Origin of the sequence: Kitasatospora sp. NPDC086009, assembly GCF_044540385.1 — a bacterium.
GTDB lineage: Bacteria > Actinomycetota > Actinomycetes > Streptomycetales > Streptomycetaceae > Kitasatospora.
Window position 1 is genome coordinate 15,312 of sequence record NZ_JBITSA010000017.1, and the last position, 15,114, is coordinate 30,425.

Sequence of the window (15,114 nt, forward strand, 5' to 3'; positions counted from 1 at the left end):
GGGGTGGGGGGCGGGGCGGGGCCGCGGGGCGGGGCGGCCGCGGCGGCGGGGGGGGGGGGCCGCCCCCCCCCCCCCGCGGGCGGCGGGGGGGGGGGGGGGGGGGGGGGGGGGGCCCCGGCCCCCCCCCCACCCCTCTCCCGTTCCGTCGATCAGCCGGGCTGCTCGGTGACCGCCACCGGGCGGCTCTCGTCGCTCGACCACTCGCTCCACGAGCCCGGGTACAGCGCGGCCGGCAGCCCGGCCACCGCCAGGGCGAGGATCTGGTGGGCCGCCGTCACCCCGGACCCGCAGTACACCGCGGTCTCCCGCTCGGCGGCGCCCAGCGCGCGGAACCGCTCGGCCAGTTCGGCGGCCGGCCGGAACCGCCCGTCCGGGCCGACGTTCTCGGTGGTCGGCGCGGAGAGCGCCCCCGGCACGTGGCCGGCCCGCGGGTCGATCGGCTCGGTCTCGCCCCGGTAGCGCTCGCCCGCCCGCGCGTCCAGCAGCAGACCGGTCCGGGCCAGCGCGGCCGCGCCGTCCCCGTCGACCGTCGGCAACTGCCCGGGCACCGGCTTGAAGTCACCCGGCTCCGGGCTCTCCACCTCGGTGGTCACCGGCAGCCCGGCCGCCTGCCACGCGGCGAACCCGCCGTCCAGCACCCGCACGTCCGGGTGACCGGCCCAGCGCAGCAGCCACCAGGCGCGCGCCGACGCCAGCGAGGTCGCACCGTCGTACACCACCACCGGACGGTCGGCGCGGACCCCGAGGCGACGCAGTGCGACGCCCAACTCCTCCGGGTCGGGCAGCGGGTGACGGCCACCGCGCCCGGGCGGCCCGGCCGGGGCGGCGAGGTCGGTGTCCAGCGCGACGAAGCCCGCACCGGGCAGATGGCCCGCCGCGTAGTCCTCGATGCCGGGAGGGCCGCCGAGCTGCCAGCGCACATCGAGCAGGACGGGCGGGCGCGCCGAGGCGAGCGCCTCCCGCAGGCCGGCCACCGACACCAGCGGGGAGTCATCGTGAGAGGTCGTCATGGCGGTCATTCTCGCGCAGCACCACCAACTCAACGCTCTTTGTGCGGTCTTTGCCGGACTTTCCGCGCGGCCCGAGGGTTCGACGCGCGCCAGGGTGGAACCATCACCCTCACGTGCGCAGGTCCGTGCGCCGACCGCCCCGTGAGGAGGCCCGCATGCCCGCGGTGACACTCCGGCTGGCCCAGGGCACGCCGTGCTGGGTCAGCCTGATGACCGACGACCTGGCCGGCGCCCGCGCGTTCTACGGCGAGCTGCTCGACTGGACGTACACCCCCGGCCCCACCGAGCTCGGTGACTACGTCCGGGCCGAATCGGGCGGTGCGCCGGTCGCCGGCCTCGGCGTCTCCGCGGTGCCCGGCTTCCCGGTGCAGTGGACCACCTACTTCGCGGTGGACAGCGCCGACCGGACGGCCCAACTGGTGCACGAGTGCGGCGGAACGGTCGCGGTCGGGCCGCTCCAGGCCGAGCGTGCCGGACGGCTGGCGATCGCGGCCGACGTCTCCGGCGCGGTCTTCGGCCTCTGGCAGGGCGAGGAGCACATCGGCCGCGAGGCCGGACCCGAGCCCGGCGGACCGGCCTGGGCCGAACTGCTCACGCCGGACGAGGAGGGCGCCGCGGTGTTCTACGGCGCGGTGCTCGGGCGGCCGGTGGCACCCGCCGGCGGCGAGTCCGCGCTGCTGGTGGACGGCCGGCCGGTGGCGGGCATCCGGCACGGCGCCGAGCTGCGCGGCCACCCGCCGCGCTGGCGAGTCCACTTCGCCGTCCAGGACATCGAACTGACGGCCCGTCGGGCGATCCGGCTGGGTGGCCGGGTGCTGCTGGAGCCGCACGAGAGCGGGCGCGGACCGGTGGCGCGACTGGCGGACCCGCAGGGCGGGCACTTCTCGGTGCTGCAGGCGGGGCTCCGGTAGGAGCGGGTCAGGCCTGCTGCTCCTCGAAGGGCAGCACGTCCGGGGAGAGCACCGAGACGCGGGCGGTGGCGGCGGTCAGCCGGCGGCGGTGGTGCCGGCGGCAGAGCACCTCGTAGCCGACCTCGTCCTCGCGCACCGTGATGTCGCCGATCACGACCTGGGCGCCCTCGACCACCATCACGCCGCCCACCGTACGGGCGTTGTGGGTGGCCCGCGCGCCGCACCAGCAGAGCGCCTCGACCTGGAGGACCTCCACCCGGTCGGCCAGTTCGATCAGCCGCTGGGAACCGGGGAACAGCCGGGTGCGGAAGTCCGTGGTGATGCCGAAGGTGAACACGTCGATGCCGAGTTCGTCCACCACCCGGGCCAGTTGGTCGACCTGCTCGGCGGCGAAGAACTGGGCCTCGTCGCAGATCAGGTAGTCCACCCGGCCGCCGGCCGAGAGCCGGTGCACGACGTGGGCGTGGAAGTCGAATTCGTCCGCCACCTCGACCGCCTCGGCCTGCAGGCCGAGCCGGCTGGAGATGGTGGCCGCGCCGGCCCGGTCGTTGCGGGTGAGGATGATCCCCTGCCGGCCGCGCGCGGCGTGGTTGTGGTCCATCTGCAAAGCGAGCGTCGACTTCCCGCAGTCCATCGTGCCCGAGAAGAACACCAGTTCAGCCATGGGTGGTGCGAAGGCCTTTCACTTCAAGGGGGTTCAGGTGCGGACTTCGAGCAGGGGCACGAACTGCTCGACCGGGGTCATCGAGCCGTGCAGACCGATCATCGCGGACTCGCCGGGCTCGTTGCGGGAGGCGGTCACCGCGACGTCGTCCCGGGCGGCGGCGACCACGTCGCCGATCCGCAGGTAGACCCGCTCGTCCACGGAGGGTCCGAACCAGCCTGCCGCGATCGCGTCGTCCCGGGTGGCCACCCACATCCGGTCGCCCAGCACCTCGCTCCAGACCGTGTACACGTCGGCGGCCGCGCCGGGCACCGCGTAGACGTGCCGGGCCCGGCCCTCGCCGCCGAGCAGGGCGACGCCGGCGCCCAGCTCCCAGTCCTCGTCGAAGTCGATCCGGTCCTCCGGAGCGATGTCGATCATGCCGTGGTCGGCGGTGACGTACATCGCCGACCGCGGCGGCAGCTGCTCGGCCAGGCGGCGCGCCAGGCGGTCCACCGCGTCCAGCGTCATCCGCCAGTCGTCGGAGTCCACCCCGAACCGGTGCCCCGCGCCGTCCAGCTCGCTCACGTAGGTGTAGACGAGGGCGCGGTCGTGCTCGGCCAGCCAGCGGGCGGCCCGGTCCATCCGCTCCTCGCCGGTGGTGCGGCCGAGGAAGCTGCCGCCGGAGAGCGCCACCCGGGTCAGCGGGGTCTGGGCGAACAGCGGCGAGGAGACCTGGGCGGTCGCCACCCCGGCGGCGTGCGTCTGCTCGAACACCGTCGGGTACGGCTGCCAGGTGTGCGGGGCGACCGGCGGCTGCCAGCGCAGCTGGTTCATCAGGTGGCCGGCGCCCGGCACCGCGACCGTGTAGCCGACCAGGCCGTGCAGGCCGGGCGGGGTCCCGGTGCCGACCGAGGCCAGCGAGGTGGCGGTGGTGGACGGGAAGCCGGCGGTCAGCGGGCGGCCGGTGCCGGCGAACGAGCTGCCGATCAGCGAGGAGAGGAACGGCGCGTACTCCGGGTGGCGCAGCAGCAGCTCCCAGCCGAGTCCGTCGACCAGGAAGACCACCACCCGGTCGGCCGGGGCGATCGGCAGTGCGGCGGTGAAGCCGGGCACGCCGAGGCCGGCCGCCACCGAGGGCAGCAGGTCACAGAGCGAGCCGCCGCCGTACAGGGGGGCCGGGGCGGCGGCGGGGTCGAGGATCTCGAAGGCGTCGTGGGCGTCGGGTGCGAAGGACATGGGTGAGAGGCTGACTTCCTGGCTTCCGGTGCGTCGGCTCAGACCCGCGGACCGTTGCTGATCGTGGCGTCGGAGAGCGCCCGGGCGAACACCAGGGCCTGGGCGACCGTCTCCGGGCCGTCACCCGCCTCGCTGACCCGCAGTGACAGGTCGTCAGCGGTGGCCGATCCGGTGTAGCCGTGGTCGGCCTCGCAGTTCGGGTCCGAGCAGCCGGCCGGCTCCAGGTCCAGGCGCTGCACGGCACCCCAGCCGATGGTCAGCACGACCTCGCGGGGCAGCGTGCCGGGGGTGTAGGTCTCCGGGTTGGCGACCATCCGGCTCACCACGACCGAGCCGATCCGGTCCAGCCGGACGCTCTCGGTGGAGGTGGTGGCGTAGGGCACCGCGGGGCCGGCCTCGCCGCCGGACTGCTCGTCGGTGTGGCTCACCACGAAACGGGTCGGGGTCAGCACCAGCACGGTGACGTGCCGGCGCACCTCGTTGGCGTCGAAGGTGGTCTCCTGGTGCACCAGGTAGGAGCTGATCGGCTCGGGACCCACCGCGGACTCGACCGCCTCGGACACCAGGGCCGGGTAGTAGCCGCTGCGCTCGATCGCCGAGCGCAGGTCCTGAGTGGTGGTGGTACCGGTCTTCGCCATAACTCCATCCTGGCATGGTCCGCCGACGAAGCGGGCGGCGCGGCGCCGAGCTTCCGGACGACAGCGCCCCCGGACAGGGCGCAACCAAGGAAGGTTACAGCGTGCTCATCGCGCGCGGGCCCAGATCGCTGCGGACGGGCAGGGGCGCGATCCGCACCCGCGCCCCCAGGATCGCCAGTCCGTGCGGAGCGACGACCACGGGTTCGAGGTCCACCGAGGCGACCTCCGGGAGATCGTCGACCAGCCGCGACACCCTCAGCAGCAGTTCCTCCAGGGCGGCGGTGTCCACCGCCTCGGCGCCGCGCCAGCCGAACAGCAGCGGGGCCGCCCGGACCTCGCGGATCAGACCGGCGACGTCCTGGTCGGTGGCGGGGACCAGACGGTGGGCAACATCACCGAGCAGCTCGGCCGGGGCGCCGGCCAGACCGAAGGAGAGGATCGCGCCCACCGCCGGGTCGACGGTGGCCCCGATCACGGTGTCCACACCGCGCGGGGCCAGGCGCTGCACGACGAGTTCGGCCTGGGCGGCTCCGCCGAGCAGCGCGTCCAGCTCGCGGTGGGCGCGGCGCAGCCCCGGCTCGCCGGTCAGGTCGAGGCGGACGCTGCCGAGGTCGGGGCGGTGGCGCAGGTGCGGGGCGGTCGCCTTGAGCGCCACCGGGTAGCCGAGCGTCGCGGCGGCACGGACGGCGGACTCCTCGTCGGGCGCGGGCAGGGTCGGGGAGACGTCGATGCCGTAGTGCGCGAGCAGCGCGGTGGTGCCGGCCTCCGGCAGGGTGATCCGCGCACCGCCGGGCTGGGTGCGGGCGGCGATCGCGGTCCGGGTGCTGAGCGCCGCCTCGACCAGGTCGCGGGCGCCGCCCTCGTCGATCCGGTCCAGCTCCGGGACGCGGGCGGTCTCCTCCGCCTCGGCCGTCCGGCGCCGCCACTCGGCGTGGTGGACGGCGTGCGCGAGGGCGCGGACGGCGCGCTCCGGTGCCGGGTAGGCGGGGATGCCGCCCGGGCGGAGCCGGCTCGGCAGGTCGGTCAGCGCCAGGTGGGCGAGCACCAGCGGCTTGCCCAACTCCCTCGCGCGCTCGCCCGCTTCGAGCAGGGCGGCGGCGATCTCGGGGTCGTCGGAGCCCATCTCGGGATCGTCCGGGCCGGTCAGCCGGCCGCCCATGAAGGCATGCGCGGAGGTGCCGATGGGCGGGATCGCGACGGCGATCACCGCGTCCACGGCCGGGTCCGCGAGTGCGACGTCCAGCGCGATCCGGAAGTTCTCGCCGGTGGCGGCCGTGGTGAGGTCGACCGGGGTGCGGGGGCGCAGACCGGCGCTGAGGCAGGCGTCGTGGGTGAGCAGGCCGAGCGAGTCGGAGTTGCCGACCACGGCGACCCGGTCGCCGGGCGGCAGCGGCTGGAGCGCGAGCAGCTCCCCGGTGTCGTACAGCTCGGTGATGGTCTCCACCCGGGTGACGCCGGCCTGCTCGAACAGGGCGTCGACGGTGGCGTCGCGCAGCCCGCTGGCGGTGACCGGGACGGCGTGGCCGGGCGGCAGGCTGCCGGTGTGGCGGGCGCCCTTGACGACCACGATCGGCTTGACGGCGGCGAGCCGGCGGGCGATCCGGGTGAACTTGCGGGGGTTGCCGAAGGACTCCAGGTAGAGCAGCACGACGTCGGTGGCCGGGTCCTCCGCCCAGTACTGGAGGAAGTCGTTGCCCGAGACGTCGGAGCGGTTGCCGACCGAGGCGAAGGAGGAGACGCCGAGGCCCCGGCGGTGGGCGGCCTCCAGCAGGGCGACGCCGATCGCGCCGGACTGGCAGAAGATGCCGAAGCCGCCCCGGCGCGGCAGGACGGGTGCGAGCGAGGCGTTGAGCGGGAGCGCGGGGTCGGTGTTGATCAGGCCGAAGGCGTTCGGGCCGATCACCCGCATGCCGGCCGCCCGGGCCTGGCGGACCAGGGCGCGCTGGCGGTCGCGGCCCTCCGGGCCGGTCTCGGCGTAGCCGGCGGTGACCACCACCAGGCCCTGCACACCGTGCGCGCCGCAGTCGGCGACGGCGGCGGGGACGGCGGCGGCCGGGACGGCGATCACGGCGAGGTCCACCGGGCCGGGGATCTCCAGCACCGAGCGGTGCACCGGGACGCCGTCCAGCGCGGTGCCGGGCGGGGCGTTGCGGTTCACCGCGTAGACGCGGCGCTCGTCACCGTGCGGCAGCCCGCCGAGCAGGTCCCGCAGGATCGCCCGGCCGACGGTCTGCGGGTGGCGGGAGACGCCCACCACCGCGACCGAGCGCGGGGTGAGCAGCCGCTGCACGGACCGCGCCTCGGCCCGGTGCTCGCGCGCCCGCATCACGGCCAGCGAGGCGGCGGTCGGCTCCAGGTCGAACTCCAGGTGGACCACACCGTCCGCGAAGCTGCGGTGCTGGGTGTAGCCGGCGTCGGTGAAGACCTTCACCATCTTGCGGTTCTCCGGCAGCACCTCGGCCTGGAAGCGGCGGATGCCGCGCTCCTGGGCCACCGCGGCGATGTGTTCCAGCAGTGCGGAGGCGACCCCGCGGCCCTGGTGGGCGTCCTGCACCAGGAACGCCACCTCGGCGTCGGTGCCGGTCTCCGAGGGGCGGCCGTCGGCGTCGATCCGGTCGTAGCGGACGGTGGCGATGAAGCGGTCGCGGACCACCACGGCGAGGCCGACCCGGTTCACGAAGTCGTGGTGGGTGAAGCGGCGGACGTCCTTGTCGGAGAGCCGCGGGTAGGGCGCGAAGAAGCGGAAGTACTTGGACTGGTCCGACACCTGCTCGTAGAACTCGACCAGCCGGCCGGCGTCGGCGGGCGTGATCGGCCGGATCCGGGCCGTGCCGCCGTCACGCAGCAGGACGTCGGCCTCCCAGTGCTGCGGGTAGTCCGCGTCCTGGTGCTGCCGGGGCTGGGGAGCCGGCCGGTTCTGCGGATCCTGCGGGGTCTGCTCGGGGTGCGGTACCGCGGAGTCGTCCACATTCGTCAGGTTATCCGGCGGCGAGCCGAATGGCGCCGGACGTGTCGTCGCGGCAGGGTGGAGACGGCCACTGGCCGGGGGTTATGCCCCCGAAAGAAACAATCACAAGTCCTGAACGCGGCGGCTCGCAGGGGTTGCCTGCATGCAACACTGGTCTAGACAACATGGTCGAAGGAACCCCCCTGCCCCGGCCATGACCAGCTTCACCGGAAAGGCACGTCTCATGGCTGAGCGCCGCGTCACCATCGGTTGGGCCGAGGGCCTGCACGCCCGTCCCGCCTCCGTCTTCGTCCGGGCCGTCACGGCCACCGGCGTGCCGATCACGATCGCCAAGCCCGGCGGCACCCCGATCAACGCCGCCTCCATGCTCGGCCTGCTCGGCCTCGGCGCCCAGGGCGGCGAGGAGGTCGTCCTCGCCTCCGACGCCGAGGGCGCGGACGAGGCCCTGGACCGCCTCGCCCAGCTGGTCCAGGAAGGCCTCGACGAGCTGCCGGCCGCCGCCTGAGCACCGTCGAGAAGGGGGGCACCGCCACGGCGGTGCCCCCCTTCCGCATGACCGGCACCCGGCGGCGCCGGAGCCGCGGGCCTGCGCCCGGGTCAGCCCTTGACGCAGACGACCTGCTTCAGGTGGGCGACGACCTCCACGAGGTCCTTCTGCTGCTCGATGACCTTCTCGATCGACTTGTACGCACCGGGGATCTCGTCCACGACGCCGCTGTCCTTGCGGCACTCCACGCCCTTGGTCTGCTCGACCAGGTCCTGGGTGGTGAACCGCTTCTTCGCGGCGTTGCGGCTCATCTTCCGGCCGGCGCCGTGCGAGGCGGAGTTGAACGCCGCCTCGTTGCCGAGGCCGCGGACGATGTAGGAGCCGGTGCCCATCGAACCGGGGATGATGCCGAAGTCACCGGAGCCGGCCTTGATCGCGCCCTTGCGGGTCACCAGCAGGTCGACGCCGTCGTACCGCTCCTCCGACACGTAGTTGTGGTGGCAGCTGATCACCTCGTCGAAGGTGACCCTCGCCTTGGCGAACTCACGGCGGACGACGTCCTGGAAGAGCGCCATCATCACCGCACGGTTCTTCTTGGCGTACTCCTGCGCCCAGAAGAGGTCCTCGCGGTAGGCGGCCATCTGCGGGGTCTGCGCGATGAAGACCGCGAGGTCCTGGTCGATCAGCCCCTGGTTGTGCGGCAGCGACCGGGCGACGCCCATGTGGTGCTCCGCCAGCTCCTTGCCGATGTTCCGGGACCCGGAGTGCAGCATCAGCCACACGACTCCGGTGGTATCAACACATACTTCGATGAAATGGTTTCCGCCTCCGAGGGTCGCCATCTGCTGCATGGCGCGCTCGCGGCGCCACTTGACCTCGTGGGCCACGCCGTCGAACCGCTCCCAGAAGTCGTCCCAGCCCGCCGTGGCGAAGCCGTGGAGCTTCTTCGGGTCGACCGGGTCGGTGTGCAGGCCGCGGCCGACCGGGATGGCCTGCTCGATCTTGGAGCGCAGTCGCGAGAGGTCGTCGGGCAGGTCCCCGGCCGTGAGCGAGGTCTTGACGGCGCTCATCCCGCAGCCGATGTCGACGCCGACGGCCGCCGGGCAGACGGCGCCCTTCATCGCGATCACGGAGCCGACCGTCGCGCCCTTGCCCAGGTGGACGTCGGGCATCACGGCGAGGCCGTGCAGCCAGGGCAGCGAGCTGATGTTGCGCAGCTGCTGCATGGCCTGGCCCTCGACGGTGGCCGGGTCGGTCCACATCCGGATCGGCACGCGGACGCCGGGTACCTCGGTGTACGACATGGTTGAACGACCTCCAAAGGTCGGCTGGTTCAAGCCTAGGTGGGGTGCCGCGCGAAGAGTCCCGGCGCGGCTCGGGGAAGTTCCGGGGGTGGGGCTCAGACGCCCTGGGCACAGCGGGAGAACGGCCTTGGGGAGCGTCGTGCAGTTCGCTCGACCCGCATGGTGACCGCCTCCTCCCGTTCGTGTGTGCCGGGGAACATCTACCCACGCGGCGCCCGGGGCCCGCAACGGGATAAAACGCGGGGCCCGGCGGAGCGGAGTGCTCCACCGGGCCCAGCCCGTACCGGGGGGATCAGGCGCTGATCAGGCGGTGATCACGGTGACCTCGCCGATGCCCAGCTCGCGCACCGGGTCGGCGATCGTGGCGGCGTCGCCGACCAGGACGGTGACCAGGCGGTCCGCCGGGAACGCCGCGACGACGGCCTCGGTGGCCTTCGCCGTCGGCAGCTCGGCGAGCCGGCGGTAGACCTCGGCCTGGTAGTCGTCCGGCAGGTCCTGCTCGACCTGGTCGGCCAGCGTGCCGGCGACGGAGCCCGCGGTCTCGTACTTCAGGGGGGCCACGCCGACCAGGAACCGCACGGCTTCGTCGCGCTCCGCGTCGGTGAGGCCCTCGGCGGCGAGGGTCCGCAGGATGGTCCAGGTGTCGGCGAGCGCCGGCGCGGTGGACGCGGTGTCCACCGAGCCGCTGATCGCGATCAGCGCACGGCCGGAGCCGTCGGCGGCGGAGCGCAGCGGCTGGGCGAACGCCCGGACGCCGTAGGTGTAGCCCTTCTCCTCGCGCAGGACGCGGTCCAGGCGGGAGGTGAGGGTGCCGCCGAGGCAGTAGGTGCCGAGGATCTGGGCGGCCCAGGCCGGGTCGTGGCGGTCCGGGCCGACGCGCCCGATGAGCAGCTGGGTCTGGACCGAGCCGGGGCGGTCGACGATGACGACGCGGCCGGTGTCGTCGCCGGTCACCGGGGCGTGCACGGTGGGCTCCGCGGTGGTGCCGGTCCAGGCGCCGAGGGTGGCCTCCAGGAGCGCGGGCAGGTCGGTGCCGGTGAGGTCGCCGACCACCACGACGGTGGTGGTGGAGGGGCGGACGTGGGCGTCGTAGAAGGCCTTGACGGCGGCCCGGTCGATGGACTTGACCGTGTCGGCGGTGCCGCCGCGGGGGCGGGAGAGCCGGTCGGCGCCGTCGAAGAGCTCGGCGTAGAGGGCCTTGGCGGCGCGGCGGGCGGGGTTGGCCGCCTCGTGGACGAGCTCGTCGAGCCGGTTGGCGACCAGGCGCTCGATCTCGTCCTCGGGCAGCGCGGGCGCGCGCAGCGCGTCGGCGAGCAGGCCGAGGCCGCGCTGGAGCCGGGAGGCCGGCACCTCCAGGGAGACCCGGAGGCCGGGGTGGTCGGCGTGCGCGTCGAGGGTGGCGCCGGCCCGCTCCAGTTCGGCGGCGAACTCCTCGGCGGTGAGGGTGTCGGTGCCCTCGTTGAAGGCGCGGGCCAGGATGGTGGCGATGCCGTCGAGGCCCTCCGGCTCGGCCGCGAGCGGGACGTCGAGCTGGACCTCGACGGCGACGAGCTGCTGGCCGGGGCGGTCGCAGTGCAGGACGGTGATGCCGTTGCCGAGGGCGGCGCGCTCGGGGGCGGGGAACGCCCACGGCTCTGCGGTGCCGGGCTCGGGCTTGGGGTGGAACGTCATGGCGGGGACGTAGTCGGTGCTCATGCGGCAGCGCCCTCCTCTTCGGTGGCGTCGGTGGCGGTCTCGTCGGCGTCGGTGTCGTCGCCGGTGGTGGGCTCGTAGACCAGGACGGCCCGGTTGCGCGGGTGCAGGCGGGCCTGGGCGACGGCCTGGACCTCCTCCGCGGTGACGTCGAGCACCTTGGCCAGGGCGCTGCCCAGCAGCTTCGGGTCGCCGAACAGGACGGCGTAGCGGCAGAGTTCGTCGGCACGGCCGGAGACGGTGGTGAGCCGGTCGAGCCACTCGCGCTCGATCTGGGCCTGGGCGCGCTCCAGTTCGGCGGCGGTGGGGCCCTCCGCGGCGAAGCGGGCGAGCTCCTCGTCGACGGCGGCGTCGATCTGCTCGATGGTGGCGTCGCCGGAGGTCTTGACGTCGAGCCAGCCGAGGCTGGGGGCGCCGGCGAGGCGGAGCAGGCCGAAGCCGGCGGCGACGGCGGTGCGGTCGCGGCGCACGAGGCGGTTGTAGAGGCGGCTGGACTCGCCGCTGCCGAGGATGGTGAGGGCCAGGTCGGCCGCGTCGGCCTCGCGGGTGCCGTCGTGCGGGAGCCGGTAGGCGGCCATCAGGGCGCGGGACGGGACGTCCTCGTGGATGTGCTCGCGGATCTCCCGGCCGAAGGTGTCGGGCAGGGTGCCGTCGCGCGGGGGCTGCTTGCCGTCGTGGCCGGGGATGGAGCCGAAGTACTTCTCCACCCAGGCGATGGTCTGCTCGGGGTCGATGTCGCCGACGACGGAGAGGACGGCGTTGTTCGGCGCGTAGTACGTGCTGAAGAACGCGCGGGCGTCCTCCAGGGTGGCGGCGTCGAGGTCGGCCATGGAGCCGATGGGGGTGTGGTGGTACGGGTGGCCGTCGGGGAAGGAGAGCGCGGTGAGCTTCTCGAAGGCGGTGCCGTAGGGCACGTTGTCGTAGCGCTGGCGGCGCTCGTTCTTGACGACGTCGCGCTGGTTCTCCATGGACGTGTCGTCCAGGGCGGCCAGCAGCGAGCCCATCCGGTCGGCCTCCAGCCAGAGGGCGAGCTCCAGCTGGTGGGCGGGCATGGTCTCGAAGTAGTTGGTGCGCTCGAAGCTGGTGGTGCCGTTGAGCGAGCCGCCGGCGCCCTGCACGAGCTCGAAGTGGCCGTTGTTCGAGACGCTGGCGGAGCCCTGGAACATGAGGTGCTCGAACAGGTGGGCCAGACCGGTACGGCCCTTCACCTCGTGGCGGGAGCCCACGTCGTACCAGAGGCAGACGGCGGCGACCGGGGTGAGGTGGTCCTCGGAGAGGACGACGCGCAGGCCGTTGGCCAGGCGGTGCTCGGTGATGGCGATGGCAGCGCCAGTTCCTCCGGTGGAGGCGGATGCGGGGGCCGGGTTGGCCATGCGCTCGGGTCCTTCCCGTCGTCGATGTCGGGGGTTCGTGTGGCGTCCCCCATTGTGGTGCAACGCGGGGAGGGCTCGGATGTGTCCGCGCGGACCGGGCGTTCGCCAGGGGCGGAAGAGGGGCGCTGGCTCGGAGTGTCGGCGCGAGGGTCCACAATGGGGGCGCTGGGCCCTGTTGACGACAGCCGACGAGGACAGCACACGACGGCAGACGCAGACGACGACTGACGACGACGAGACGCAAGCGAGACGTAAGGGAGCCCCGCCGCGATGGCCCGCCGCAGTTCGCAGACCCCGCCGCCCGGAGATTTCGAGGAGCGGATCCTCGACGTCGACGTCGTGGACGAGATGCAGGGCTCCTTCCTGGAGTACGCCTACTCGGTGATCTACTCGCGTGCGCTGCCCGACGCACGGGACGGTCTGAAGCCGGTGCACCGGCGGATCCTGTACCAGGCCAACGAGATGGGCCTGCGGCCGGACCGCGCGCACGTGAAGTGCGCCCGCGTGGTGGGCGAGGTGATGGGCCGGCTGCACCCGCACGGTGACGCGTCGATCTACGACTCGGTCGTCCGGATGGCGCAGCCGTTCTCGATGCGGCTGCCGCTGATCGACGGGCACGGGAACTTCGGTTCGCTGGGCAACGACGACCCGCCGGCCGCGATGCGGTACACCGAGTCGCGGTTGACGGCGGCTTCGATGGCGATGGTGGAGTCGATCCACGAGGACACCGTCGACTTCGGCCCGAACTACGACGGCAGCGAGCAGGAGCCGCTGGCGCTGCCGGCCGCGTTCCCGAACCTGCTGGTGAACGGCGCGACGGGGATCGCGGTCGGGATGGCGACCAACATGCCGCCGCACAACCTGTCCGAGGTGGTGGCGGCGGCCCGGCACCTGATCAAGCACCCGAACGCCGACCTGGACACGCTGATGCGGTTCGTGCCCGGGCCGGACCTCCCGACCGGCGGCCGGATCGTCGGCCTGTCGGGCATCCGGGACGCGTACGAGTCGGGCCGCGGCACCTTCAAGATCCGTGCGACGACGACGATCGAGAGCGTGACGGCCCGCCGCAAGGGCATCGTGGTCACCGAGCTGCCGTACAACGTCGGCCCGGAGAAGGTCATCTCGAAGATCAAGGACCTGGTCAACGCGAAGAAGCTGCAGGGCATCGCGGACGTCAAGGACCTCACCGACCGCGAGCACGGGCTGCGGCTGGTGATCGAGGTGAAGAACGGCTTCGTGCCGGAGGCGCTGCTGGAGCAGCTCTACAAGCTGACGCCGATGGAGGAGACCTTCGGCATCAACAACGTGGCCCTGGTGGACGGCCAGCCGCTGACGCTGGGTCTGAAGGAGCTGCTGGAGGTCTACGTCGACCACCGCTTCGAGGTGGTGCGCCGGCGCAGCGAGTTCCGTCGGCGCAAGCGCCAGGAGCGGCTGCACCTGGTCGAGGGCCTGCTGGTGGCCCTGATCGACATCGACGAGGTCATCGCGATCATCCGGTCGAGCGACAACGCGGCGCGGGCGAAGGAGCGCCTGATGGAGCGCTTCTCGCTGTCGGAGACGCAGACCGCGTACATCCTGGACACGCCGCTGCGCCGGCTGACCCGGTTCGACCGGGTGGAGCTGGAGGAGGAGCAGGCGAAGCTCAACTCCGAGATCGCGGAGCTGACCGAGATCCTGGAGTCGGACACCCGGCTGCGCAACGTCGTGTCGGGCGAACTGGCCGCGGTGTCGAAGCAGTTCGGCACCGAGCGGCGAACGGTGCTGCTGGAGGCGGGCGCGGCCCCGTCGGCGGCGCTGTCCGTTCCGCTGGAGGTGGCGGACGACCCGTGCCGGGTGCTGCTCTCCTCGACGGGCCTGCTGGCGCGGACGGCGGACGGCGAGCCGTTCGAGGTGTCGGAGAAGCGCTCCAAGCACGATGTGATCGTTTCGGCGGTGCCGGCCACGGCGCGGGCGGACATCGGTGTGGTGACGTCGGCGGGCCGGGTGCTGCGACTGCCGGTGATCGACCTGCCGGCGCTGCCGCCGACGCCGTCGCCGACGCTGGCGGGCGGCGCCGCGGTGGGCGAGTTCCTGCGGCTGGAGACGGGCGAGCGGGCGCTGGCGCTGACCACGCTGGACGAGTCCTCGCCGGGTCTGGCGCTGGGCACGGCGCAGGGTGTGGTGAAGCGGGTGGTGCCGGAGTGGCCGGCGAACAAGGACGAGTTCGAGGTGATCGCCCTCAAGGAGGGTGACGAGGTGGTCGGCGCGGTCGAGCTGCGCACCGGCGAGGAGGACCTGGTCTTCATCGCCTCCGACGCCCAGCTGCTGCGCTACCCGGCGGGCCAGGTGCGCCCGCAGGGCCGACCGGCGGGCGGCATGGCCGGGATCAAGCTGTCGGACGGCGCCCGGGTGCTCTCCTTCACCGCCGTGGACCCGGCCGTGGACGCGGTGGTGGTCTCGGTGGCCGGTGCCTCGGGCACGCTGACGGGCGAGGAGCAGAGCTCCTGGAAGGTCACGCCGTTCGAGCAGTACCCGCGCAAGGGCCGGGCCACCGGCGGCGTGCGCTGCCAGCGGTTCCTGCGCGGCGAGGACGTGCTGTCCTTCGCCTGGGCGGGTGCCGCGCCGGCCCGCGCGGCCGGGGCCAAGGGGGCTCCGGTCGACCTGCCGGAGCGCGACCCGCGTCGTGACGGGTCGGGCACGCCGGTGACGGCGCCGATCGGTGTGGTGGCCGGCCCGGTGTAAGGGCGGAACGGTGTAACGGCGGCCCGCTGTAACAGCGGCCGGCCGCAGGTCGTGGGAGGGGTGCCGGAGTCCGGCGCCCCTCTCTCGCGTCCGGGCCGGGTCGCAGGAGCCGCGTACGGGGAGCCCAG

General features: G+C 73.6%; 11 protein-coding genes. 3 read left to right on the plus strand and 8 right to left on the minus strand.

Annotated elements, in window-relative coordinates:
* Positions 1-149: 149 nt before the first annotated feature.
* Entirely contained in the window at positions 150-1,010 is an 861-nt protein-coding gene (locus ACIF6L_RS30880; protein ID WP_396490847.1) for a sulfurtransferase, read from the minus strand.
* A gap of 155 nt (positions 1,011-1,165) precedes the next feature.
* Here ACIF6L_RS30880 and ACIF6L_RS30885 point away from each other — a divergent pair, with 155 nt between their 5' ends.
* Complete coding sequence (locus ACIF6L_RS30885; RefSeq protein ID WP_396490846.1) at positions 1,166-1,921, plus strand: VOC family protein; 756 nt, start codon at positions 1,166-1,168, stop codon at positions 1,919-1,921.
* Between the two features lie 7 nt (positions 1,922-1,928).
* On the opposite strand, the gene ACIF6L_RS30890 is transcribed toward ACIF6L_RS30885, so the two are convergent.
* From ACIF6L_RS30890 to ACIF6L_RS30905, 4 genes are all read right to left on the minus strand, one after another.
* Positions 1,929-2,585 carry a thymidine kinase gene (locus ACIF6L_RS30890; protein WP_329489887.1) on the minus strand — a complete coding sequence of 219 codons (657 nt, stop codon included), beginning with the start codon at positions 2,583-2,585 and terminating at the stop codon, positions 1,929-1,931.
* A gap of 33 nt (positions 2,586-2,618) precedes the next feature.
* On the minus strand, positions 2,619-3,803 hold the full coding sequence (locus ACIF6L_RS30895; RefSeq protein ID WP_359806401.1) for a nucleotide pyrophosphatase/phosphodiesterase family protein: 1,185 nt from the start codon (positions 3,801-3,803) through the stop codon (positions 2,619-2,621).
* A 38-nt stretch (positions 3,804-3,841) separates the two neighbouring features.
* Positions 3,842-4,441: a DUF5998 family protein gene (locus ACIF6L_RS30900; RefSeq protein WP_329489885.1), complete on the minus strand. Its 600-nt coding sequence runs from the start codon at positions 4,439-4,441 to the stop codon at positions 3,842-3,844.
* 94 nt (positions 4,442-4,535) lie between these two features.
* Positions 4,536-7,409 (minus strand): GNAT family N-acetyltransferase, encoded by a 2,874-nt coding sequence (locus ACIF6L_RS30905; RefSeq protein ID WP_396490845.1) that lies wholly within the window; start codon positions 7,407-7,409, stop codon positions 4,536-4,538.
* 223 nt (positions 7,410-7,632) lie between these two features.
* Between ACIF6L_RS30905 and ACIF6L_RS30910 the strand changes: the two genes are divergently transcribed.
* Positions 7,633-7,914, plus strand: a complete 282-nt coding sequence (locus tag ACIF6L_RS30910; protein ID WP_359806403.1) for an HPr family phosphocarrier protein — start codon at positions 7,633-7,635, stop codon at positions 7,912-7,914.
* A gap of 92 nt (positions 7,915-8,006) precedes the next feature.
* Here the strand turns inward: ACIF6L_RS30910 and ACIF6L_RS30915 are convergent, their stop codons facing one another.
* From ACIF6L_RS30915 to ACIF6L_RS30925, 3 genes are all read right to left on the minus strand, one after another.
* The gene (locus ACIF6L_RS30915) at positions 8,007-9,200 is read right to left on the minus strand and encodes an RtcB family protein (protein ID WP_396490844.1); all 1,194 of its coding nucleotides are present in this window, start codon (positions 9,198-9,200) and stop codon (positions 8,007-8,009) included.
* A 303-nt stretch (positions 9,201-9,503) separates the two neighbouring features.
* Positions 9,504-10,895: a M16 family metallopeptidase gene (locus tag ACIF6L_RS30920; protein ID WP_396490843.1), complete on the minus strand. Its 1,392-nt coding sequence runs from the start codon at positions 10,893-10,895 to the stop codon at positions 9,504-9,506.
* Positions 10,892-12,265, minus strand: a complete 1,374-nt coding sequence (locus ACIF6L_RS30925; protein ID WP_352294214.1) for a pitrilysin family protein — start codon at positions 12,263-12,265, stop codon at positions 10,892-10,894. Before ACIF6L_RS30925 ends, ACIF6L_RS30920 begins: the two co-directional genes overlap by 4 nt.
* 270 nt (positions 12,266-12,535) lie before the next feature.
* Between ACIF6L_RS30925 and ACIF6L_RS30930 the strand changes: the two genes are divergently transcribed.
* Positions 12,536-14,986: a DNA topoisomerase IV subunit A gene (locus ACIF6L_RS30930; RefSeq protein WP_352294216.1), complete on the plus strand. Its 2,451-nt coding sequence runs from the start codon at positions 12,536-12,538 to the stop codon at positions 14,984-14,986.
* The last annotated feature ends 128 nt before the right edge of the window (positions 14,987-15,114 follow it).